This window comes from Chryseobacterium sp. MYb328 (genome assembly GCF_037572595.1).
Taxonomy (GTDB): domain Bacteria; phylum Bacteroidota; class Bacteroidia; order Flavobacteriales; family Weeksellaceae; genus Chryseobacterium; species Chryseobacterium pennae.
The window spans coordinates 1-24,458 of the sequence record NZ_JBBGZQ010000018.1 but is presented as its reverse complement, the minus strand read 5'-3'; the positions used below and the strand labels follow the sequence as shown (position 1 = coordinate 24,458).

Annotated in this window: 20 protein-coding genes and 1 pseudogene; 15 read left to right on the top strand and 6 right to left on the bottom strand. The window is 36.7% G+C overall.

Annotated features, from left to right (window positions below):
* Nucleotides 1-3: 3 nt before the first annotated feature.
* From WH267_RS16845 to WH267_RS16825, 5 genes are all read left to right on the top strand, one after another.
* A complete protein-coding gene (locus tag WH267_RS16845) occupies nucleotides 4-639 on the top strand; it encodes a Crp/Fnr family transcriptional regulator (RefSeq protein ID WP_340009892.1) in 636 nt (211 codons plus the stop codon).
* 252 nt (nucleotides 640-891) lie between these two features.
* Nucleotides 892-1,686, top strand: coding sequence for a sulfite exporter TauE/SafE family protein (locus tag WH267_RS16840; protein ID WP_340009891.1), 795 nt, complete (start codon nucleotides 892-894; stop codon nucleotides 1,684-1,686).
* Nucleotides 1,687-1,997: 311 nt separating this feature from the next.
* The gene (locus tag WH267_RS16835) at nucleotides 1,998-3,410 is read left to right on the top strand and encodes an MBL fold metallo-hydrolase (protein WP_340009890.1); all 1,413 of its coding nucleotides are present in this window, start codon (nucleotides 1,998-2,000) and stop codon (nucleotides 3,408-3,410) included.
* A gap of 16 nt (nucleotides 3,411-3,426) precedes the next feature.
* Complete coding sequence (locus WH267_RS16830; protein WP_340009889.1) at nucleotides 3,427-3,990, top strand: YeeE/YedE family protein; 564 nt, start codon at nucleotides 3,427-3,429, stop codon at nucleotides 3,988-3,990.
* A gap of 25 nt (nucleotides 3,991-4,015) precedes the next feature.
* A complete protein-coding gene (locus tag WH267_RS16825) occupies nucleotides 4,016-4,489 on the top strand; it encodes a DUF6691 family protein (protein ID WP_340009888.1) in 474 nt (157 codons plus the stop codon).
* 60 nt (nucleotides 4,490-4,549) lie between these two features.
* Here WH267_RS16825 and WH267_RS16820 read toward each other — a convergent pair whose 3' ends face one another.
* From WH267_RS16820 to WH267_RS16805, 4 genes are all read right to left on the bottom strand, one after another.
* Complete coding sequence (locus WH267_RS16820; protein ID WP_340009887.1) at nucleotides 4,550-5,950, bottom strand: TolC family protein; 1,401 nt, start codon at nucleotides 5,948-5,950, stop codon at nucleotides 4,550-4,552.
* Nucleotide 5,951: 1 nt separating this feature from the next.
* On the bottom strand, nucleotides 5,952-7,109 hold the full coding sequence (locus WH267_RS16815) for an HlyD family secretion protein (protein ID WP_115970991.1): 1,158 nt from the start codon (nucleotides 7,107-7,109) through the stop codon (nucleotides 5,952-5,954).
* 5 nt (nucleotides 7,110-7,114) lie between these two features.
* On the bottom strand, nucleotides 7,115-7,477 hold the full coding sequence (locus WH267_RS16810; RefSeq protein WP_115970992.1) for a DUF3302 domain-containing protein: 363 nt from the start codon (nucleotides 7,475-7,477) through the stop codon (nucleotides 7,115-7,117).
* A 212-nt stretch (nucleotides 7,478-7,689) separates the two neighbouring features.
* Nucleotides 7,690-8,295, bottom strand: coding sequence for a Crp/Fnr family transcriptional regulator (locus WH267_RS16805; RefSeq protein ID WP_123319807.1), 606 nt, complete (start codon nucleotides 8,293-8,295; stop codon nucleotides 7,690-7,692).
* Between the two features lie 108 nt (nucleotides 8,296-8,403).
* On the opposite strand from WH267_RS16805, the gene WH267_RS16800 reads away from it, so the two are divergent.
* From WH267_RS16800 to WH267_RS16775, 6 genes and pseudogenes are all read left to right on the top strand, one after another.
* The gene (locus WH267_RS16800) at nucleotides 8,404-9,399 is read left to right on the top strand and encodes an isoaspartyl peptidase/L-asparaginase family protein (RefSeq protein WP_340009886.1); all 996 of its coding nucleotides are present in this window, start codon (nucleotides 8,404-8,406) and stop codon (nucleotides 9,397-9,399) included.
* A gap of 158 nt (nucleotides 9,400-9,557) precedes the next feature.
* Nucleotides 9,558-10,121, top strand: a complete 564-nt coding sequence (locus WH267_RS16795) for a hypothetical protein (protein WP_340009885.1) — start codon at nucleotides 9,558-9,560, stop codon at nucleotides 10,119-10,121.
* Nucleotides 10,122-10,136: 15 nt separating this feature from the next.
* Entirely contained in the window at nucleotides 10,137-10,799 is a 663-nt protein-coding gene (locus tag WH267_RS16790; RefSeq protein ID WP_340009883.1) for a copper homeostasis protein CutC, read from the top strand.
* 314 nt (nucleotides 10,800-11,113) lie between these two features.
* Nucleotides 11,114-11,401 (top strand): annotated as a pseudogene (locus tag WH267_RS16785) (GxxExxY protein).
* 91 nt (nucleotides 11,402-11,492) lie between these two features.
* On the top strand, nucleotides 11,493-13,967 hold the full coding sequence (locus WH267_RS16780) for a beta-mannosidase (RefSeq protein WP_340009881.1): 2,475 nt from the start codon (nucleotides 11,493-11,495) through the stop codon (nucleotides 13,965-13,967).
* A gap of 149 nt (nucleotides 13,968-14,116) precedes the next feature.
* Nucleotides 14,117-15,025, top strand: coding sequence for an AEC family transporter (locus WH267_RS16775; RefSeq protein ID WP_340009879.1), 909 nt, complete (start codon nucleotides 14,117-14,119; stop codon nucleotides 15,023-15,025).
* Between the two features lie 13 nt (nucleotides 15,026-15,038).
* Here the strand turns inward: WH267_RS16775 and WH267_RS16770 are convergent, their stop codons facing one another.
* Complete coding sequence (locus WH267_RS16770) at nucleotides 15,039-15,788, bottom strand: sulfite exporter TauE/SafE family protein (RefSeq protein ID WP_340009877.1); 750 nt, start codon at nucleotides 15,786-15,788, stop codon at nucleotides 15,039-15,041.
* Between the two features lie 102 nt (nucleotides 15,789-15,890).
* Here WH267_RS16770 and priA point away from each other — a divergent pair, with 102 nt between their 5' ends.
* The 3 genes from priA (at nucleotide 15,891) to WH267_RS16755 (ending at nucleotide 21,981) form a co-directional block, all read left to right on the top strand.
* Nucleotides 15,891-18,338, top strand: coding sequence for a replication restart helicase PriA (priA, locus tag WH267_RS16765; RefSeq protein ID WP_115971001.1), 2,448 nt, complete (start codon nucleotides 15,891-15,893; stop codon nucleotides 18,336-18,338).
* 160 nt (nucleotides 18,339-18,498) lie between these two features.
* Nucleotides 18,499-19,965: a D-alanyl-D-alanine carboxypeptidase/D-alanyl-D-alanine endopeptidase gene (dacB, locus tag WH267_RS16760; protein WP_340009874.1), complete on the top strand. Its 1,467-nt coding sequence runs from the start codon at nucleotides 18,499-18,501 to the stop codon at nucleotides 19,963-19,965.
* Between the two features lie 111 nt (nucleotides 19,966-20,076).
* A complete protein-coding gene (locus WH267_RS16755) occupies nucleotides 20,077-21,981 on the top strand; it encodes a M1 family aminopeptidase (RefSeq protein ID WP_340009872.1) in 1,905 nt (634 codons plus the stop codon).
* Between the two features lie 31 nt (nucleotides 21,982-22,012).
* On the opposite strand, the gene WH267_RS16750 is transcribed toward WH267_RS16755, so the two are convergent.
* Nucleotides 22,013-22,891 (bottom strand): cupin-like domain-containing protein, encoded by an 879-nt coding sequence (locus tag WH267_RS16750; protein ID WP_340009870.1) that lies wholly within the window; start codon nucleotides 22,889-22,891, stop codon nucleotides 22,013-22,015.
* 158 nt (nucleotides 22,892-23,049) lie between these two features.
* Here WH267_RS16750 and kbl point away from each other — a divergent pair, with 158 nt between their 5' ends.
* Complete coding sequence (kbl, locus tag WH267_RS16745) at nucleotides 23,050-24,246, top strand: glycine C-acetyltransferase (RefSeq protein ID WP_340009868.1); 1,197 nt, start codon at nucleotides 23,050-23,052, stop codon at nucleotides 24,244-24,246.
* The last annotated feature ends 212 nt before the right edge of the window (nucleotides 24,247-24,458 follow it).

The window sequence follows — 24,458 nt, the reverse complement described above, 5'->3', positions numbered from 1 at the left end:
AAAATGCAGGATACAATACTTTCTACCGAATTCTCCTCTTCACCGGATCTTGTTGAAAAATTATACCAGTACGGGATCACTAAGAATTATCATGAGGGAGATATTATTTTAGATGAAAACGCTTCTATACGCTCTATTCCTATTGTAATGAAAGGAATGCTGAAGGTCATCAGAACAGAGGAGGATGGGCGTGAAATTCTATTGTATTATATCAAGGCAGGAGAAAGCTGCATCATGTCTTTTCTGGGCGGTATGCATAACGAAAAAAGTATTGTAAAAGCAGAAATAGAAGAAGATGCTGAGATTCTTTTCCTTCCCGTAGACAAAGTTTCTTTATTCATTAAAGAACATCCGGAATGGCTGGATTATATTTTCAGACTTTATCATAAACGATTCGAAGAATTACTGGATATTATCAATGCTATTGCCTTTAAAAAAGTAGACGAAAGATTACTAAATTTTCTCCGGAAAAAATCTGAACTTACAGACTCTGATATAATTACAATCACGCATGAACAACTTGCCAACGAATTGGGAACAGTTAGAGTCGTGATCTCAAGACTTCTGAAACAACTTGAAGAAGACGGAATAGTAAAATTGGGAAGAAACAAAATTACCCTCCTGAAAACTACAAATTAATTCAATTTCTCCTTCCATTTAATAAAAAATGCTCACATTCCCCTCCTCTGGAGGGGTGGCGAAAATTCAATGAATTTTTGACGGGGTGGTTTAATATAAACTAAAACCACAAAAAGTTGTGAACTAAGTGTTAGAAAAAAAACTTTTGTGATTAAAAAATAGGTAAGCATTACATTAAAATTCTGTTATGTAACAAAAGTAGCTGTAGTTCTGCCTAAACATTTCCATTTTTGTATCAGAATAATTTGAATAATGGAAATCATAGGATATATAGCATCTGTTTTAATCGGTATTTCTTTAGGATTAATAGGCGGTGGCGGAAGTATTCTGACTGTTCCGGTATTGGTGTATCTTTTTGGGATTGATGCTTTGCTGGCAACAGAATACTCTCTTTTTATTGTTGGAGTGAGCAGCGCAGTGGGCTCAGTAACCTATTTTAAAAAAGACCTGGTTGATTTTAAAATGGCTTTGATTTTTGGAGTTCCCTCTATTATTTCAATCCTTTTAACCCGAGTCTATTTGCTGCCGTTAATTCCGGAAGAACTTCTTAAAATAAAAAACTTTACAGTTACCAAAAATATTTTTTTACTGTTGATTTTTGCTGCTTTGATGATTCTCGCTTCTTATAAGATGATTAAAAGTCAGACTTCAGAAAATACAGATAGAAATGAACTGAACAGAAATAAAGCTTTGCTGGCTGCCGGAGAAGGAACGGTAATAGGTGTTTTAACCGGATTGGTAGGTGCAGGAGGAGGTTTTATGATTATTCCGGCTTTGGTAAATCTTTTAAAAGTTCCGGTAAAAACGGCCATAGGAACTTCACTGGTCATTATTTCCCTCAACTCCCTGATCGGTTTTTCCTCTTCCATCAACAATATAAAAATAGAATGGAACCTGCTCGTTTCTATTGCGGCTATTGCCGTAGTTGGAATTATCATAGGCTCCCAAATTTCAAAAAAGATTGATGGTAAAAAACTAAAACCTGCCTTTGGATGGTTTATTCTTGTGATGGGAATGTATATCATCACCCGGGAAATATTCTTCTAGGTTTTTATGGTAAGGTAGAAATTATGAGATAACGTTTAAGTAATGATAAGTTATTATGTATGCTGCTGAAAATGACACTTCAGTTTTTATGAAAATCTTTGATTTTCATCTTCTGTGAACTCTTATGCAGTAATTTTTTAACTTTCTAAGTGAACTAAAGTGTTATAAAAAATAAACTTTTGTGCCTTTTGTAGTTTAGAAAAAGTAAATATTAACAATGTCTACACTCAAAATGCTGTTATGTAACAAAAGTAGCGGTAGGGGAAAATAGAAATCAGGAGATTTGTATAAGAAAATCAAAAATAAATAAAATGAAAATAGAACAAATATATACAGGGTGCTTGGCCCAAGGTGCTTATTATATTACTTCAGCAGGAGAAGCAGCTATTATTGATCCTTTACGCGAAACCCAACCTTATTTGGAAAGGTTAAAAAGAGATGGAGTACAATTAAAATATATTTTTGAAACCCATTTTCATGCTGATTTCGTCAGTGGACATGTTGACTTAAGCAAAAAAACAAATGCTCCAATCGTTTATGGACCAACTGCAAATCCTGAATTTGCTGCGATTATTGCTGAAGACAATCAGATATTTGAAGTAGGAGATATTAAAATAAAAGTTCTTCATACACCAGGACATACCTTGGAGAGCTCATGTTATCTGTTGATTGATGAGCAGGGAAATGAAAAAGCATTATTTAGTGGAGATACTTTATTTCTGGGAGATGTTGGCCGTCCGGACCTTGCGCAGAAATCAGCTGATATGACACAGGAAGAGCTGGCAGGGTTGCTGTATGATAGTTTATACAACAAAATTTTACCTTTAAATGACAGTGTCATTGTATATCCGGCCCATGGAGCAGGTTCAGCCTGTGGCAAAAATATGCAGAAGGAAACTGTTGATACATTAGGGAACCAAAAGAAAACAAATTATGCTCTCAATCAGAACAGCAAAGAAAGTTTTATTCAGTCAGTAACAGATGGTCTTTTACCTCCACCGGCTTACTTTGGAATGAATGTAATGATGAATAAAAAGGGGAATCACAGTTTTGATGAAATATTATCAAGAGGGCTACAGGCTCTTACCCCTAAACAGTTTGAAGAGGCAGCAGAAATTTCCGGAGCTTTGATATTGGATGTGAGAAACAATAGTGAATTTGCCAAAGGATTCATTCCACAATCAGTCAATATAGGATTGGACGGTGATTTTGCGCCTTGGGTCGGCACCTTGATTGCAGATGTGAGCCAGTCCATTCTATTGGTAGCAGAACCAGAAGATGAAGAAGAAGCGGTAACCCGGTTAAGTAGAGTAGGATTTGATCATATTCTGGGGTTTTTACAAGGAGGTTTTGAAGTCTGGAAGAACAGTGGAAAGGAAACCGATTCCGTCAACCGCATTTCTGCCGGAGAGTTTGAAAAAGAAATAGAAGGCAGGGAAGTTAAAATTATAGATGTAAGGAAAGAAAGTGAATATGCTGCAGAGCATGTAAATGAAGCTTACAGCAAACCTCTGGCTTATATTAATGAATGGATGGATGAGATTCTTCCGGATGAGCATTTCTATCTGCATTGTGCAGGTGGTTATAGAAGTATGATGGCTGCCAGTATCCTTCAGGCAAGAGGATACAGAAACTTCACTGAGATTGAAGGTGGTTTTAAAGCTATTATTTCTACAGAGATTTCCAAAAGTGATTTCGTATGTCAGACTAAAATTTTAAAATAAATTAATAAAAATAGATATGTTGGAGATTATAAAACAACCGTGGCCATGGTATATAGCGGGACCTTTGATTGGATTAACTGTCCCTGCTTTGCTGATCATGGGAAATAAATCCTTTGGAATCAGTTCCTCACTGAGGCATATTTGTGCAGCCTGTATCCCCGCTAATGTTAACTTTTTTAAATATAACTGGAAAAAGGAAGCCTGGAACCTGTTTTTTGTATTGGGTATTTTCTTCGGTGGAATGATTGCAGCTCATTTGCTGCTTAATCCAGCTGAAATAACGATTAATCCTAATCTGAAAGCCGAATTGTCAGGGTATGGAATTACAGATTATTCTAACCTTGTTCCCACTGAGCTTATGAACTTTGAAAGTCTTTTGACCCTAAGAGGATTCATCATGATGGTTGTAGGTGGATTTCTGGTAGGCTTTGGAACCCGATATGCCGGTGGATGCACCAGTGGACATGCGATCATGGGACTTTCCAATCTGCAATGGCCTTCTTTGGTGGCTACTATTTGCTTCATGATCGGTGGATTTTTGATGGCTAATGTTATCCTGCCTATGATCCTTTCCCTGTAAGTCTAATTTTTTAAGAATCAAATCAATGATAAAAGAACAAGAAGAAAATGTAGTTTGTATCAATGAAACTAACCCGGCGCATCCATGGTATTACAATTTAAAATATCTGGCAGCAGGAATCATATTTGGAATCATCTTTGTGAAAGCTGAGGTCATCAGTTGGTTTAGAATTCAGGAAATGTTCCGTTTGCAATCATTTCATATGTACGGAATTATCGGGAGTGCAGTTTTGGTAGGGATGATTTCAGTGTGGCTGATTAAGAAATTCAATATCAGGACAATCTATGGTGAACCCATAACATTAACACCCAAAAAATTCAATAAAGGCCAGATTTATGGAGGATTGATTTTCGGTTTTGGCTGGGCCATTACCGGAGCCTGTCCCGGACCATTGTTTGCTCAGATAGGAACAGGAGCTTTGGCTGTATCTGTCACTCTTTTAAGTGCTGTTGCCGGAACCTGGGTGTATGGATATTTAAGAGATAAACTCCCACATTAAGGCTAATTTAATAAATAAAGACTGTTGATGATATTTCAGCAGTCTTTATTGAGTATAAAATTATGAAAATATGAAGTCTTTTGCACCCAGAGCCATATAAAGGTTGATGCGTTCCATTTTGTCCTGAAGCTCCAGATTGATGAGGTTCATCTCATTTTTAAGAAGATCCCGTTGCTTCCGGATCAGCACAAAACTGTTATTGGTTCCTACTTTAATTTGTTTTTGAGTAAGATTAATATTATTTTTCAGTTCATTGATGGCCTTACGGTTAAAATCGCTCTGCTTTTCAATAGAGTTCAGATTCGCTAATGATGATTCCACTTCATTCAACGCATTCAAAACTGCCTTTGAATATTCTTCTACAACCTGCTTTTGCTGAGAAGTTTTTATTTCTACATTCTTTTTCAGTTTTCCGTTATTGAAAATAGGAGAGACCAATCCACCACCGACTCTGAGCAGAGGATTGGAAAATATAGAATTGATAGATTCTACATTACTGCCTGCTGTCCCTAAGGAAGAGTTTATAGTTAGAGAGGGAAGCCTCGCTGCCTTGGCCTGCTGTACTTCATAAAAAGCTTTTTCTATCTGAAAATGATAAGCCTGTATATCCGCTCTGCTTTCCAAAAGCTCTAATGGAAAAGAAGAAGGAATAGTATGATGTACAGGATTGAAAAAGTTTTGGGTCGTCAGCTTTCCTTCAGGATATTTTCCGGTGAGAAGCTCAAGAGATCTTCTGGATTGAGTATTGGCATTTCTGATCTTTTCAAGATAACCCTCTAAAGAAATAATTTCAGCAGCAATATTAGATAAATCCAGAGCATTGGCTGTTCCTACTTTTTTCTGAACAGTATATATTTTCTCAAGCTCCTTTGTCTTCTGAATATACCCTTTAATCATATCTTCCTGAATGTTTCCGGTAATATTGAGATAATACGCCTTTGCAATCATAGCAGCTATGGATTGATGCAACAGTATGTTTTGATGTTTAGCCGAAAAATAATCGCTGGTACTGGCCATCTGTGCGGATTTATTTTTACCCCACAAATCAATTTCCCAATTGGCTTTCAATGCAAGACGGCGGATCTGGCTTTCACTTACCAGATTATTGGATGTATTGGCAACAGCACTCACACTCGGATAAAGAGTGCTTCCTGCAATTTCCATAGCCAGCTCAATCTGATTGAGCTTTTCTTTAGCGATAATAATATCTGCATTATATTGCATTCCTTCATTAATAAGAGCTTCCAGCTGAGGAGTTTTAAGATCTGTAACCCAGTCATAAGAAAGCGATCTTGCATTAGCATTCCGGTCAAAAATCCAATCATCAGGAATGATAATGTGAGATGCCACTTCACTATTTTCCTTTAATTGGGCTATATTTTCTTTGGTAGGTTCTTTGTAGCCTATGCATGAGCTTACACTTAAAACAAGAATTCCTGCCATGATGAATCTTTTATACATATTAATGAAGTTTTGGGATCAGGAAGTTAATTTTACTGTTGATGCGTACCATTACTTTTCGGATAAGATGTAAAGGTTTAATATGATCCGAGTAAATAACAGCCGTTCCTCTGGCTCCAACAGTTAATTGTTTTTGATTGTCCTCCAGTATAAACTTGGCAATCAGTTTTCCGTCTGTTTCCGGTAATTGTCTGGCAGTATCAGGAAGTCCTGCAGTAGACCCATTTCCACCAAGCATTCCACCGGCATTGTTCATGATTCCCTGGCTGGTAGCGTCAATAACGTATTCTAGTTTAGCCTTAACCACTTTTCCCGGTTCCGTTTTAAGAGCCAGCTCTACTTCATCTCCGTCTTTTACAGCTTCAAGTTCATTTTGTGCAAAGAAACCAATTACAGACTGTTGTTTCTGAATCAAAACAAAGGCAGATTTAAAAGGGGCCATTATTGCTCCTTCATTAAGCTGAACATTGGGAATAACACCATCTGTAGGAGCTAAAACAACCGTTTGCGACAGATTCCATTTTGCCTGATCCAGTTTTGCCTGAATTTCAGATACTGAAGAGTTTTCTCCATTGTAAGAGGCATTAGACTTTGTTTCAAGAGACTGTTGCTGAGACTGTGCAGCACTGATACGGGATTGTAAATCCTGAACATTGGTCATTGCCTGTTCAAGATCAAATTTATTGGCAGCACCAGCTTCCACCAATTCTTTATATTGGCTGACTCTTTTATTAGCCAGGTCAAGCTGTGACTGCAAACCCGTAATGTTTTTTCTGGAAGCAGAAATATCTGTATTGTAAGAGCTCACCGTAGCTTTCATATTGCTGAGTTTCGCTTCCAGTGATTTAATTTCTTGAATATAAGGTTCTCTGTCCAGTACAAATAAGGTATCACCTTTCTTTACTTCCTGATTGGTCTTTACATATACCTTTTTTACCTTTCCCAGAACCTGGGTAGTAATATCTACACTTCTGTTTCCTACTTTCACATCGGAAGTGATGGGACAGTAGTAGTTAAGACTTAATATTAAAGCTATAGACCCAAAAATTGGAAGAGAGTATACCACAACCTGAGTGGTAAACGTCCATGGAATTAATTTTAATTTTTTGATGAGAAGCCAGCAAATCCCGGCATATATGGCAATGAGTAGTTCTAGCATATCGGTTAATTTTCAATTGTGTTTAGTTCTTTTTCTTCTTCAGGAATGTCAGGGTCATTTTTGGATTGCTTTTGATTGTCATAATCATAATTGGCCCAGATTAAAGCAACCGGCCATAAAAGGCCTCCAAAAACAAGGGAAAGGAGGCACATACTTTTTATGGCGTTGAGCTGAGGGTGATTCTTTTTTTCGGCTACTTTCTCCGGATAAATGTGAACTTTCCAGAAAAGATAGATCCCGGCAAAAGGTAAAACAAGTAGAATGAGCCAGGATGCACCATCAGCTATATGGTCTTCTATGCCACCTGTAGAGGCCTGAACAAAATTGCATGAAAGTAACAGGCAGAGAAGGATGAATATTCTTTGCATAATATAATTGTATAAGGTATAATGAAATGTAAAACATGGTAACCGAGCCGTTAATCAATATCAGCCGGCTAGCTTAAAGTCCTCGTAATGTTTCTATAATAGGTAATGTTTTGTAAATAATATCTTTCTCATTTTTGCTTTTAATGATTTGTGTAACAGTATTTTGAGTAAGCAAAAATAAATCGAATAAAGTGAGAAAAAGTATTCCTAAGTTATTTTTTTCTTTCGTTCCTTTTTTTATGAACCCTTGCAGTCATCCTTGAAAGTGAGTTGGGAGTAATGCCCAGAAAATTAGCAATATACTTTCTGTTGGCATTTTGAGAAGTGAAAGGACGGGTTTCCAGAAAATCTTCATATCGTGAATGAGGAGAGGTAGAGCAAAGCTGCTCGGTGCGTACCTTTAATGTGTTGATGATCTGTTTTAAAGATTTTAGATAAGCATTATAAATTCCCCTGTGTTGGAATGCCAATTCTTCAAATTCAGTTTTGTTAAATAAAAAGATCTGGGATTCTATAACAGCTTCAATCGTATATTTTCTTTCACTTTCTCCCGAAAAGGATTCCGGACTCTCCATAATGGCAACTTCTTTTTCTGAGGGTAAAAAAAGGTTAGTCTCAATACCGTTTTCGTCATCAAAGAAAAATCTCAGTAATCCGTTGGAAAGGATAAATAAGTGATTAAAAGACTGCCCGGGCTCTGCCAGTTTTTCTTTTTTTTGAAGAAGTCTGGGAGTGCTGATGCTGATCAAAACATTAATTTCCTCATCAGATAATTCCTGAAAGAAAACAATATTCCTGAAAGTCTTAAATAGGTCCATTACAGCAGTAAAGATAATTAAAAATTGAATACAGATATTCGTTAAGCTATACCAAGGTTTTCAAAGAAGTTTTTTTTAGATTTGTTGATACTATAATTTTGATATACAATGAACAATAACCGAAGAAGTTTTATCAAAAAACTGGGAATAGCAACCGCAGCATTGGCTGTAAATCCATTGGATTTAATGGCGAAAGAATTACCTGAAAATATTACAGTTACCAATCAGCCCATTGTTCTTTCAACATGGAACTTTGGAATAAAAGCCAATGAAGAGGCTTGGACAATCCTTGGAAAAGGAGGAAAGGCCCTGGATGCTGTTGAAAAAGGAGTTCGGCTTGTAGAACTTGATCCCAAAGAAAGGAGTGTTGGTTATGGTGGACGCCCAGACAGAGATGGCAGGGTGACATTGGATGCCTGTATTATGGATGATAATTACAATATCGGTTCAGTGGCATGTCTGGAGCATATCAAAAATCCGATTTCCGTAGCCAGGGCAGTGATGGAAAAAACACCTCACGTCATGTTGGTAGGAGACGGAGCATTACAGTTTGCCCTTTCACAAGGTTTTAAAAAAGAAAATTTATTGACTCAGGAATCCGAAAAAGAATGGAAAGAATGGTTGAAAACAAGTCAATATAAACCCATTGCCAATATCGAAAATCATGATACTATAGGAATGATCGCTCTTGACGCCCATGGAAATCTTTCCGGAGCCTGTACCACCAGCGGAATGGCTTTCAAAATGCATGGGAGAGTAGGAGATTCTCCTATTATTGGAGCGGGTTTATTTGTAGATAATGAAGTAGGAGCGGCAACAGCAACCGGACATGGTGAAGAGGTCATAAGAACCGTGGGAACACATCTTGTGGTAGAACTGATGAGACAGGGAAGAAGTCCGCAACAGGCCTGTAAGGAAGCGGTAGACAGAATTGTGAAGATCAATCAGAGAAGAAATAAAAACCTTAAGGACATTCAGGTAGGTTTTATTGCCATCAATAAAAAAGGAGAATATGGTGCTTATTGCATTCAGGACGGATTTAACTTTGCGGTATACGACCAGAAAGGGAACCGTCTTGAAACTCCGGAATTTGCAGTGAAGTAATGCACAATTTTCTTATGTCCACGAATGCACTAATGAATTTATTCGTGCATTCGTGGCTGAAAAAAACAGGAAATCTTTGATTTACCTGCACCTTTATACAAACCAATAAATTGAAACTAAATATAGGTGGCACCGCCAAAAAAATAGACAGATAGAATATGAAAAGAACGATTATCGCTTCCCTGTTTTTAATAATAGGATGTAAAGAAGAAAAGAAAGAAGCAGCAACCCAACCGGAACCGGAAGTAAAGGAAAATGTAGTTCAGGAAACTAAGCCTCAGGTTAATGAAGCAGAAGAAGCGAAAAAATGGGTAGAAAAAAGTGTTGAAGAGTATTTTAAATCAGATCTTGGCAATCTGGATAAGAATATGCAAAAGATAACAACCAAGGAATATTACGATTATAAAGGTGATGCCATGAGTGTTGATATGGATGTTGACGGAAGCCTTACACAAAAAGAATTCAATGATAAATGGAAAGGAAAGTTCGATACTCAAAAAGCGGGTATAGGCGTTGGATTCTTAATCGCAGGACAGGATTGGGATAAAGTGCAGGTAACCAAATGCCAGTTGATTTCTGAAAATGAAAACAATTATTTGTTTGATGTTGTTCTTAATGATAAAGCATTAAAAGCTGTATATCCTGTCAAAGTTAGGGTGAGTAAAGAAAATAATTCCTTCCTGATTGCCGATGTACTGCAAGATACTCCCGAATTTAATTAAAAGATAAAAAAGACCATGTCGAAAATAGAAATAGCATGCTTTAATCCTGAATCAGCGATCATTGCTTTTGAAAATGGAGTTGACAGAATAGAATTATGTTCCGGATTGAGCGAAGGAGGAACAACTCCTGATTTTGAATCTACAAAAAGCTTAAGAGAGAAAATAAATATTCCAATATTTGTGATGATCCGCCCAAGAGGAGGTGATTTTACCTATTCAGATACTGAATTTGAGCAGATGAAAACCGACTTAACCGCATTGAAATTATTAAATGTTGATGGTTTTGTATTCGGTATTCTGGATGAAAATGATGAGGTGAATAAAGCGCAGAATAAAATTCTCGTAGAATTGGCATCCCCGCTTCCCTGTACATTCCATCGTGCCTTCGACAGAGCAAATGGTTTGGAGGAATCTTTAGAAAAAGTAATTGAATGCGGTTTTACAACCATTCTCACATCAGGCCAGAAACCTAATGTATCAGAAGGAAAGGAAAACCTGAAAAAATTGGTGGCTCTTTCCAATGGAAGAATTGAAATTCTTGTAGGCGGTGGTCTTCGCTCCTCAAATATTGAAGGAATCAGAGAAGCTACAAAAGCTGGATATTTCCATTCTTCAGCAATTACAGATGGCGGATCTTTTGCAAATCCTGATGAGGTGGTAGCATTGAAGAATAAATAATCATTATATAGTTAATTTGTCATTCTGAATGGAGCAAAACTGAATGAAGAACCTCAAAACATTGCAGAGATCCCTTGTTCCTCAGAATAACAAACTTCTATTATCTTCTTTTGAAGACTAAATGGTATTAGAATTAATTTAAACGCAAAGTTTTATTGGGTATATCATTATATCTTTAAGGAAGCAAAGTAATGTGGCAAAGCCGCTGAATAAGCTGTGGATCACATTCGCTTCATTATAATCGATTCCTTCTTTGCCCACTTAAAATAATGCATTCTCAATAAAACTTTGCGTTTAATAGAACACACACGCAAATGACCGAAAACGAATTATCTTACAAAATAATAGGTGCAGCTATAGAGGTTCATAAAAATTTAAGAGTTGGATTATTAGAAAGCGCATATGAAACAGCTTTGGCTTACGAATTAAGAATTTAAAACCTTAATGTAAAACAACAAGTTGCTTTGCCATTACAATACAAAGAAATATCAATAGAAAATGCATATAAAATTGATCTTATTGTAGAAGACAAGGTAATTGTTGAAGTTAAATCTGTATTGGAATTACATCCAATTTTCAATGCTCAGGTATTAACTTATTGAAGGCAGACTGATCTGAAACTCGGACTTCTTATTAATTTTAACAGTGAACTCATTAAATATGGAATCCATCGAATTGTAAATAAAATCATTGATGCATAAAAATCTACTTTTTGCCTTTCTTCTCATTCAGAATGTTCTTTTTGCACAGTATGCTGAAAGAAGTCTGTCTTCTGAAAAGTGGCAGTTCAGAAATTCAAAAGATAAAAACTGGCTTCCAGCAACGATCCCGGGAACGGTACATCTGGATCTGATGAATAATAAGCTTATTCCGGATCCTTTCAAAGACGAAAATGAAAAGAAAGTTCAATGGGTGGAGAATGAAGATTGGGATTATCAGACTCATTTTGATATTTTATCCAAAGAATTTGATTTTATAAATATTGATCTTGTTTTTAACGGGTTGGATACATTTTCAGAAATTTATCTTAATGGAAAACTGCTGAAGAAAACAGATAATATGTTCAGAAAGTGGGAAATCCCGGTGAAAGAATATGTAAAGCTTGGAGATAATCTGCTACAGGTAAAGTTTAAGTCTGCTGTTCATGAAGGTAAAGAGCTGGCAAAAAAAGTTCCGTTTACGATGCCCGAATCACCACGAAGTTTTGTAAGAAAAGCTCAATATCAGTTTGGTTGGGATTGGGGACCAAGATTGGTAACAGCTGGAATCTGGAAAGATGTAAAGCTGGAATTCTGGGGAAATGCAAAGGTTAAGAACATTCAGGTTCAGCAAAAATCTCTCACCAATACATTGGCTGAGGTATCATTTAATATGAACATTTTTGCTGAAGAAGAAGGCGAATATTTTACATGGTTTAACTTAAATAGAGGAATGCATAAATTCCATCTTAATAAAGGTTTTAATACCATCAAACTTCCTTATAGTATTAAGGATCCAAAGAGATGGCAGCCTAATGGAAGGGGGAAGCCTCACCAATATGCAACAAAAATTACTTTGTATAAGAAAGGAGGTCGAATTATTCGTGATATTAATGTTACTTATGGGCTTAAGGATATTGAACTTGTTCAGAAAAAAGACGAAAAAGGAAAATCATTTTCTTTTAAAGTCAATGGAGATCCTTTATACATCAAAGGTACAAATTGGATCCCTGCAGACAGTTTCTCTCCAAGAATCACGAAGGAAAAATACCAGCAACTGATTAAAGCGGCTAAAGATGCCAATATGAACATGATCCGGATCTGGGGTGGTGGTATTTATGAAGACGAAGAGTTTTATAGAGCCTGCGATGAAAACGGAATTCTGGTGTGGCAGGATTTTATGTTTGCAGGAAGCTTTTATCCGGCAGACAATGAGTTTCTGGAGAATGTAAAAGAAGAAGTAAAAGATCAGGTCAACAGACTGCAGAACCATCCGTCTATTGCGTTATGGTGTGGAAATAATGAAATTGATGAAGCCATCGTCAATTGGGGATACCAGAAGCAGTTTAAATATTCAAAAGTAGATTCGCTACAGGTCTGGAAAGATTATAAAAAATTATTTCATGAAGTTATTCCCAATACATTGAAAGAAAATCTTAGTCCGGATAAAAATATATATTGGCCAAGTTCTCCGTCAATAGGATGGGGGCATAAAGAAAGTCTTACAGAAGGAGATTCCCACTATTGGGGGGTCTGGTGGGGAGAACAACCCTTTGAAATTTATAATGAAAAAGTAGGCCGTTTTATGTCTGAGTATGGTTTTCAGGGAATGCCCACTCTGGAAACTACAAAATCAATGTTTTCAGGTGTTCCGGATCTGAGCCTTAAAAACTCAACCATTAAAGCTCATGAAAAACATGCAAGAGGCTGGGAGATCATCAATAAATACATGGAAAGGGACTATAAAACCCCAACCGATTTTGTAAAATACAACTACGTTTCCCAATTATTGCAGGCGAGAGGAATGCAGACTGCAATAGAAGCGCACCGCCGGGCAAAACCTTATAATATGGGAACTTTATATTGGCAGCTCAACGATTGCTGGCCCGTGGTTTCATGGTCTTCGGTTGATTATTCAGGAAATTGGAAGGCATTTCACTATCAGGCAAAAAGAAGTTACGAGCCTGTGTTACCATCAGTAGTAGAAACAGAGGAAACTTATGATATCTACTTTATTAATGACCTTATTGAAGAGTATGAAGGCGTTTCCGGAGCTGAATTATTTGACTTTAATGGTAAATTTCTGTGGGGAATAGATGCTCTTGACAAATTGCCAGCCAATTCGAGCGAGAAACATTTTGATATTTCGAAAAGAGAGTTTTCAGAATTCGATTTGTCAAAAACTGTATTAAAGGTTTATTTCAATAACAATTCAGCAAAGCACGAAAAGTTGTTTTTCTTTAAGAGTCCAAAAGATTTGAAACTTTCAAAACCTCAAATCACAATTAAAAAGGTATCCCCAACGGAAATTGAAGTTTCTACAGATGTTCTGGCAAAAGACGTATACCTGATTGGCGACACTCATTTCAGTGATAACTTCTTTGATCTGTTACCGGGAACTTCAAAAAAGATCACCCTTTCCAGATCTTTGGATAAAGTTGAGGCAATGAGTCTCTTTGATACTTTTTAAAAAAAAATGTAGAATGAATTACCAAAAGCAGGTGACTTTGATAATCTCTTTGCCATTCGGATCTGGCAGAAATTTTACTCAAAAAAGATAAATTTTACCCTTCCAACTCAAAAATCAGCCGTAAATTTGCATCATATTTCGTTATAGTTATGGTAAATTTTGTTCTGATTGCAGTGTGCATTATTGCAGGAATGATATTCAAAGCAACAAAATCTATCCACCCGGATGCCCATAAGGGGATCAATACCTGGATTCTTTATCTTGCTCTGCCGGCAGTTTCATTTAAATACCTGCCCAAAGTACAATGGACAACGGAAATGCTTTTTCCGATTGCTGCCACCTTTTTAATTTCTGTATTCTGTTTCTTTTATGTAATGTTTTACAGTAAAAGCCGGGGATATTCAAGGCGCTCGAGGAGTACTTTGGAATTAGCCAGTGGATATAGTAATACCTCTTTCATCGGATTTCCATTAATCAGTGCTTTTTATGGTGAAGGACTTTTAAGTATCGCTATTATTTGTGACCAAACTATGTTTTTTGCCCTTTCAACATTAGGAATTATCGCTGCTGTAAAAGGTGGAAGTAAGTCCGGAAAGGTGAGTGCGGTATTTATCCTGAAGCGTTTGATTACATTTCCACCATTAATAGGCTGTATCTCTGCATTGGTGTTGTCTCAATTTATAGATTTGACCTTTGCTGAGCCCCTTTTTGATAAACTGGCAGCTACGGTAAGTCCACTCGCATTGTTTTCAGTTGGATTACAATTGAAATTTAATGGCTGGAAAAAGCTTATTCCTCAGATGTCAGCCTCTATGCTTTATAAACTGATTCTGGCTCCGGCAATCGTTTTAGGATTAGCTTTATTGTTAGGAATAAAAGGAGATGTAGCAAAAATTACCATATTTGAAGCAGCGATGCCAACATTAGTAACTTCAAGTATCATTGCAGAGCAGTTCAGGCTGAATACAAAGCTAACCAACCTAATTATTGGTGTCAGCATTATTGTAGGATTTTTTACCTCTGCGATGTGGTATGAGATAATAGATATTATATTCTAAATATGGATTTCGACTAGAAAAAAGTTTTAATAAAGAAAACGATGGTGATCAGAAAATTGAAGAATATAATTCCGGTTCTTAACTTTACCGGATTAAGTTTTTTGGTGAAATGAGCACCAAAATATCCGCCTAGAATCGTAGCAACCATCATGGTACAGGTTTCCGGCCAATATATTTTACCTGCTGAAATAAATAAAATAACGGCCGCAGCATTAGCTATTCCTGTAAAAAGTGTTTTATTAGCATTGATAATTTTAATGTCTGATAGGCCGAATAATGACCATACAGCTATCATCATAATTCCTACTGCACCGCCAAAATAACCGCCATATATTCCTAAAATAAACTGAGCACCTAAAACCAATCCGGAACCAATCTTAATTCTTTTTCTAAGCCAGTTACCAGCTTGTTTTCCAAATGCAAATGCGAGAGAACCTAATAAAAGAAGCCATGGAACTATTAGCTTAAAATCTCCTGATGGCGTATATAAAAGAAGCAGGCCTCCTGCACATCCCCCCAAAAGAGTAAAAATAATCATTGCCGTTATTGAAATACTGGGAAAAGGCTGAATATACTCTTTGAATTTCCAGGCACTGGCTAAACTTCCAGGAAATAATGCTACAGTACTGGATGCATTAGCCTGAATTGGAGGAACACCTGCATAGATAAAAGCTGGAAAAGTAATGAATGATCCACCACCAGCTGCCGCATTCAGAGCACCAGCTATAAGTCCTATCAAAAATAATAAAATGTAATTTTCCATGAAAAAAATGGTGAATAAAGATAATACAAAATAGGTGTAATCATTAACAAAAAATTGCAGTTCTCTAAAGAAAAATCTAATTTTACACTTTAAATATTTCCCTTGCAATACGCTCAAATTGTTTTACCGCTGAATTTAAAAGGATCCTTTACCTATAAGGTTCCACAAGAACTAATCTCTGAAATTCAGCCGGGAATGCGGGTTCTGGTTCCATTTGGAGGGAAAAAGATCTATACCGGAATCGTTTTGGAACTTCACAATAATGCTCCGGATGATTTTGTAGCAAAGGAAGTGATCAGTATGTTGGATGAAAAGCCTATTCTTCCTGAAGAGCAGATTCGATTCTGGAACTGGCTTTCCGATTATTATCTGTGTAATCTTGGAGAAATTTACAGGTTAGCTTTTCCGTCTTCTTTAAAGCTGGAGAGTGAAACCTATTTGAAATTAAAACCGGGGATAACTGTTGATTTTGAAAATCTGGATGTCAATGAAATGTATCTTATCCAGGCACTGGAAGTAAGACAGCTGGTAAATCTTACAGATATTGAAGCCTTTATTCCCAAGAAAGAAATTATTAAAACCATCAATTCATTAATTGATCTTCAATATATAGAGATTGATGAAAAAATTGCAGAAAAATATAAGGCTAAAGAGGTAGCTTATGTAAGAATCAATGGTGAGGTTTTAAGCAATCAGAATCTTACAGAAATTCTTTTAAAATTAAATAAAGCTCCTAAACAGAAAGATCTGTTCCTTCTCATTTTGGAGAAACAAACGGAAAAACCTGATCTTCATATTAAAAAAGCCGAATTGTTTGAAGATGGCTATTTTGGAAGCTCTCATTTCAAGGCATTGGCAGACAAAGGTCTTGTGGAGGAGTATTATATGCAGAAAGACAGGATTGAAAGTTACGAAGGGGAGATTGAAGAGATTGAAGAACTTTCCGAAGAGCAGAAAATAGCAAAATCCGAAATAGATGAAGCATTTGAAGAAGGGAAAAATGTACTGCTTCATGGCGTAACATCATCGGGAAAAACCCATATTTATTTAGAGAAAATTGAAGAATGCATCAGAAACGGAAAAAACGTACTGTTTTTGCTTCCTGAAATTTCACTGACCAAACAGATTACCCAAAGACTGGAAAAAAAATATGGCAGGCAGCTAGGTTTCTATCATCAGAAACTTACAGATTTTGAAAGAGTTGAAGTATGGCGGAGAATTAAGCAGAATGATATTAGTATCCTGGTGGGAACCAGAAATGCTTTGTTTTTGCCGTATAAGAATCTGGGATTGATCGTAGTGGATGAAGAACATGATTCAGCCTATAAGCCACGAGAGGTAACCCCTTATTTTAATGCTAAAGATGCTGCACTGGTTTTGGGAGGTTTGTATAAAGCCGGAGTGATTCTGGGATCTGCAACACCTTCAGTTGACAGTTATTACCGGGCCCGAAAAGATAAAATGAAATATATTTTCCTGAATGAAAGGTTCGGGAATGTAAATCTACCTGAATATGAGTTGATTAATTTCAAAGAAGCTCAGGAATCTAAAAACGTATCCGGAAACTTTTCTTTAAAACTTATTGATGAGATCAAGAAAACAATTGATGAAAAGAAGCAGGCTATTGTTCTTCACAACAGACGTGGCTATGCCAATGTTATAGAGTGTGAAACCTGTGGCTATGTTAATTATTGTTCCAATTGTGATGTGGTAATGACGTATCATAAGGCTGCCAATGAAATGAAATGCCATTATTGTGGTCAGAGAGCTTCAAAACCGAGAACCTGTCCGAAATGCAATTCCGAAAACCTGAACGAAAGAGGAGTAGGCGTAGAGCAGATTCATGAAGAAGTTTCCAAGCTGTTTCCGGAAAATGAGGTAGACAGAATGGATGTGGATTCCATGCGTAAGAAATTTGCCTACGAAAAGCTGTATGAAAAAATTGAAGATGGAGAAACTGATATTGTGGTAGGTACGCAGATGATCTCCAAAGGGCTAGATTTCGACCATATAGAACTGGTAGCTATTCCTAAAGCTGATTCATTATTATATGTACAGGATTTCAGAGCGGAAGAACGCGCATATCAATTAATTACTCAGGTTTCAGGAAGAGCAGGAAGAGTTTCCGGGAAAGGGAAAATCCTGATTCAGACCTATAATCCAGATCATTCTGTTTTCCAGTTGATTAAAATGAATAATCCGGCAAAAATCTATAAATATATCCTTACCGAACGTCAGAAATTCCACTATCCGCCGTTTACCAAGCTTATTATGATCGAACTGAAACACCGGAGAGATGATAAGGTAGACCGTGCCTCTCAGTTTCTGGGTTCAATCCTGAGAAAATATCTTCCTGAAGAATGTATTTTAGGACCGGAAAGAGCTCAGATTGCCAGGTTGAATAATTTATATCAGTTCCAGATTTTATTGAAGTTACCCCGTGGGAAAAACTATGAAAAGTTCAAAAGCCTGGTTTTAATAAGTTTGAAGGAATTTGATGAAATTACTGCTTATCAAAGCATTAAAAAAGATGTTTTTGTTGATTTTTAACAATTTTTAACAAACTTTACAGTCTTTTATAAGACGTCTGTGATCCGTTTTATAACAATAATTTCTACTTTTGGTCGTTGATTAAGTGTTTGGCTTTTTAATTGAATGATTTAACTTATCATTTTTTATAGGCTCAAACTATAGAACAAAAAAAGGATAGATGGTAAATTTCAGAAAATATATTTCAAGTGCAGCGGTGTTGGCTTCCGGTTTCTTCCTGGCTCAATCTACCGTTTCTACTGTTCTTTACTCTCAGAATTACGACAATCAGAAAAACAGCTTAAACCTTCCGTCGCCTGCAGGCTCGATGGAGAGAAGCGTTTTGTCGGCTAAAGAACTTGTAGACATTAATGTAAACACAATGATGGCGGATCCTGTGCTGAAAAATGCAACCTGGGGATTCGTAGTGTATGACCCGAAAACGAAGAAAGTAATCTCTTCGTACAATGAAAGCTCACCGTTGGTTCCAGCTTCCACTACAAAATTACTGACCACAGAAACCGCATTGAATCTACTGGGAGAAAACTACCGCTGGATCACTCAGCTGGAGTATGCAGGATCTGTAGATGAAAACGGAACGTTAAATGGTAACCTGTATGTGGTTGGAAGTGGAGATCCATCTCTGGGAACAAACAAAGCAGGAGCAGGATCTTACAGGGATATTATTTCAGACTTCATAGGTGGGCTTTCACGTGAGGGAATCCGAAAGGTAAATGGTGATATTATCATTCAGACAGCGCTTTTCAAAGGCAATATTGCAATGCTTCCGGAAAATGTTGTATGGTTAGAGAACAATAATTATTATTTGCCAGCTGGAACCACCCGTGCAATTAACCCGGCTAATGAAAAGCTGATCGTAAAGAAATCCGGTTTTTCTACAGAAAAGAAGTTTTTCTATGTTTCACCATATGCCCATCAAATGGTATATGCAGAAAAGTATGACGGAGATGGGATCTTAACAACCAAACTTCCGGACGCACCAGCGTATCTTGCAAATTCTTTCAGAACGACGATGGTGAAAAGCGGAATTTCTGTTACCGGAAAAGTAGTTGCAAAAATGACAGATCCGGCTCCGGAGAACAGAAAAATGATATCTGCCTATAAATCTCCTACATTGGCTGATATTATATATTATACCAATCAGCATAGCGATAACTCTTTAGCAGAAGCTTTATTAAGAACAGTTGGATTCCAGAGACTGGGAGATCAAACATCGGAATCCGGAAGAATTGTAGTGACAGATCACTTAAAGGATGCCGGTTTTGATATGCTAGGCCTTAATTATATAGATGGAAGCGGACTTTCAAGAAGTAATAATGTAACTCCAATTTCTCAGGTGAAGTTTCTGACTTCTTTAATGGATGAAAAATATTACAGATCTTATTTAACGTCTTTACCTATTGGCGGACAGTCCGGAACATTAAAAAGAATGTTTCTGGGAACTGGAAACGGGCAGGTTTTTGCAAAAACAGGAACTTTAAATAAAGTGAAAACATTAGCGGGATATCTGAAGACAAATTCAGGAAAAACCTTAGTTTTCTCTCTGATGGTAAATAATTATTCAGGATCAGTAGATATGGTTAAGAAAAGAATGGAAAAGATTCTTGAGCCGGCTCTGGATCTTTAAAAATAGTTTATTTTATATATTATAAAAACCTTTTAATCAATGATTAAGAGGTTTTTTTTATATTTGGGAAATACAATATCACGGCATATGAGAAAATTTTACTTTCTGATAATGAGTTTTTTGATTGTTCAGCAGCTTTACAGCCAAAAAAAGATTTCTAATATCGACATGAAAGGTCTTACCGAAAAAGAAATGAAGTCCTTCACAAAGAAAATGGGTATCGGAAGTGTGAATCCCAATACTCTGAATTACGATTTGCAGTATCAGAGAATGGATCTCAGTATAGATCCGGTATTCCATAATGTTTCGGGATCTGTGACTTCACATTTTAAGCCTAATCAGGCCATGGGAAGTATTTACTTTGATCTTACTAATCTTCTTACGGTTTCCCAGGTACAGTATCATGGGAACAGTATCCCTTTCCAGCAACTGTCTGCCAACGAAATTAAAATAGATTTTCCCGCTTCTGTTCCAGCCAATACTTTGGATTCATTAACGATTCATTATTCCGGTTCACCTGCTAACAGTACAGTTGTTGCAGGAACTCAAGGGCCCGGTATACCTGCTATTTCTACCTTAAGCGAGCCGTACGGTGCACAGGATTGGTTTCCTACCAAGCAAAGTCTTAATGATAAGATTGAAAAGTTTGATTTTAAAATTACTACCCCCTCACAATATAGTGTAGCCGCCAATGGGAAATTGATGTCTGAAATAATTTCACCCGTTACAGGGCAAAAGCTTACTTTTTGGAGAACTATGTATCCTACTGCAGCCTATCTTATTGCATTGTCCATTACAAATTTTGCTAAACAGGTCACAACCATCGGAAATCCTCCCTTCCCATTTGTAAATTATGTCTATCCCTCTACAGCGGGAGATGCTTCTTTAATGTCTAATATAGAATGGACGAAAGAGGTGATGGATGTTTATGAAGCCTACTTTGGAGCTTATCCTTTCCGTAATGAGAAATATGGGCACATGGAATACCTTAATACCGGTGGAATGGAACATCAGACGATGTCTTCCATGAGAGGGTGGAGCAAACCGCTTATTGCCCATGAACTTGCTCACCAATGGTTTGGAGATAAAGTAACCTGTGGCGTATGGAATGATATATGGCTGAATGAAGGTTTTGCAACCTTTGGAGAACATGTAACGAATGAAAAACTGATTATGAATAATGCTGAGTTTATGGATTACCTTTCCGGGCAGATAGATTATATTACCAGTAGTGCAGGAGGGAGTATTTATGTTCCTGATTCAGGATTGAACAATATCTATAGAATTTTTGACAGCAGACTGACCTATGCCAAAGGAGGCTATACTTTAAGAATGATAAAATGGATATTAGGAGACAATGCATTTTATCAGGCACTTAAGGAATATCATGCAAGGCCTGCACTTGCTTATAATTATGTGAGAACGGCAGATTTTAAGGCCTCATTACTTCAGTCTACAGGAAAAGACTTTACAGAGTTTTTAAATGATTGGGTGTATGGAGAAGGATATCCTACCTATATGATAAAATGGAAACAGACAGGTAACCAGCTGGTTTTTAATGTGTCCCAGACACAGAGCAGTCCTGCAGTAAGCTTTTTTGAAATGCCCTTGCCCGTAAAAGTTACCGGAACCGGTGGCCAGACTGCTTATTTAGTATTGAATAACAGTTTCAATAACCAATATTTTACTGAAAATATATTGTTTCCTGTAGCCAATGTCCAATTTAATTATGAATATCAGATTCTGGAAAAGAGCTCCACTGTTATGCAGGATAATACTTTAAGTGTAGCTTCTGTAGAGAAAGAGGTGTTTGATTTATATCCTAATCCTGCCAAAAATGAACTTTATTTAAAAGGAGTAGATAAGACAACAGAATTTTCTATTCATGCTATAGATGGAAAATTGGTGAGAAAGGCTGTTTATCATCCGGGAAAAGCCATACAGATTGGAGAATTGGTTCCCGGAACCTATATTTTTACACTGAAAGAAAAGAATATTAAATTCATGAAACATTAAATAACGACTTATTTATTTACTATAAAAGCTTTCAAATCTGAAAGCTTTTTTGTTTTTTGAAAGCTTTTGCTCCTCTTTTTCTTGCTGCTCTTATCTTGTATCTGAACCATTTTTCTTTAAAGATATTTCGCATAATGTTATCAAAATTTCTTGTAATGACCAAATTCTTAAAGCCACGCCATTTTTCAAGGAGACTTGAAGGGAGCGCTCTGACTGACACAGAATATCCGCCGGTTTCATATTGTATATAATGCCACCATCCGGACGGAATATAAAGTGTTTCACCCGGATGAAGGATAGCTTCATAGCCTTTTAGATACAGTAGGGCAGGGTATTGGCTGTAATCAGGGGTCTTTATATTAGGCAGGCTGTGGAAATTAAAAGGAAGTTTATACATGAGGTCAGACTGCTCCCAGGGAAATAGCCAGATCCGTTTAATTCCCTCAAACTGGGTAATGAATACATGGGACATATCAATGTCAATATGATTTCGGGTCGCAGAACCCTGGCCTCCGAAAAACATAAAAGGTAGCCATTTTAATAGTTTGCCGTTGGTAACATCATTATAGATAATATCATTTTTCAGTTCAGGTTGTATACTTAGTAAATTAAATAGGAAAAGCCGATGTTCAGTAGGAGTGGAGTCTATAAGGTCGAGATACTCTGAGAAAGTGCTCTGTGCAATGGGCTGGCTTGCTACTCGATCCATAGAATCCAGTTCACTGCCATAGATGTCTACCTTCTGATTTCCTGCTATTTCTTTGAAATATTCATAATTCCATTTCTGGAATGCGGGGCTTTCAGCGTCTACAAAATCTTCGATAATTATAGGGATTCGAGGTTTCATGTGGTTGGCTATAAAGTTTCTTGAAATAAGTTTCTTCGTTTTCTTTACCGGGATCAATTGCATATTCAGAAATTTTAAACAAATATAAATATTATCCTACTAAATTTGTAGACTAATAGTGTTAAAAATGAATCTAAAGGTCAAATTTTAGAATTAAGCTTATAAAAGGTTTTATTTTACTGCCTTTTTATTAAATTAGCACATCTAAAAAATTACTAAAAATGATTTCTGAAAAATACCTTCAACATTTACAGAACGAACTTCAAAATATTGAGAATGACGGACTTTTCAAAAGAGAAAGAATCATCACATCTCAGCAAAGTGCAGAAATTGAGGCCAACGGGAAAAAGCTTTTGAACTTCTGTGCCAATAATTACCTTGGATTATCCAACAATCCGGAAGTAATGAAAGCTTCTCAGGAAATGATCCAGTCTCATGGATATGGAATGTCTTCCGTACGTTTTATATGTGGAACTCAGGATATTCACAAAGAATTAGAGAAAAAAATTGCTGATTTCTTAGGACTTGAAGATACGATCCTTTATGCAGCTGCTTTTGATGCGAACGGGGGAGTTTTTGAACCTCTGTTCACTGAAGAGGATGCAATTATTTCTGATGAACTGAACCACGCTTCTATTATTGATGGTGTACGTCTTTGTAAATCAGCAAGATACCGTTATAAGAACAACGATATGGCGGATCTTGAAGCACAGTTGATCGCTGCTTCAGAAAAAAATCACCGTTTCAAAATTATCGTTACCGATGGAGTATTCTCAATGGACGGTATTGTAGCAGACCTGAAAGGAGTTTGTGACCTCGCTGATAAATATGATGCGTTGGTAATGGTTGACGACTCTCACGCAACAGGATTTATCGGAAAAACAGGAAGAGGAACTCATGAAGCTAATGAAGTAATGGGTAGAGTAGATATTATTACTTCTACGCTAGGAAAGGCTTTAGGTGGAGCTTTAGGAGGATTTACATCCGGTAAAAAAGAAATCATCGATATGCTGAGACAGCGTTCACGCCCTTACTTATTCTCCAATTCATTAGCGCCAGGAATTGTAGGTGCTGCTTTAAGAGTATTGGATATGATTTCTGATGATACTTCTCTTCGTGATAAAGTAATGGAAAATGCAGAATATTTCAGAACAGAAATGAAAGCTAAAGGCTTTGATATTCCGGAAGGAGATGCTGCAATTGTTCCGGTAATGCTTTATGATGCGCCGCTTTCTCAGAAAATGGCGGAAAAACTGATGGACGAAGGAATCTACGTAATTGGATTCTTCTATCCGGTAGTACCAAAAGGAAAAGCAAGAATCAGAGTTCAGCTATCTGCTGCTCACACGAAAGAACATTTGGATAAAGCCATTGCTGCTTTCGAAAAGGTAGGAAAAGAATTGGGAGTGATCTCTTAATTACTGATCTCAATAAATCAATACAATATAATCTTCGGCTCGGCAACTTCGTTGCCCGAGCCGAAGTCTTTTTTTATATTCATCAATTCCTCTATTTTCACACGATGATTTCTGATATGTTTCGTTTGTCTCCAATCTTTTATTATTCAAAGAGTTGTCAAAAACGGATTTTTAAAACATTATATTTAATCAAAAATTAATCATATTAAATT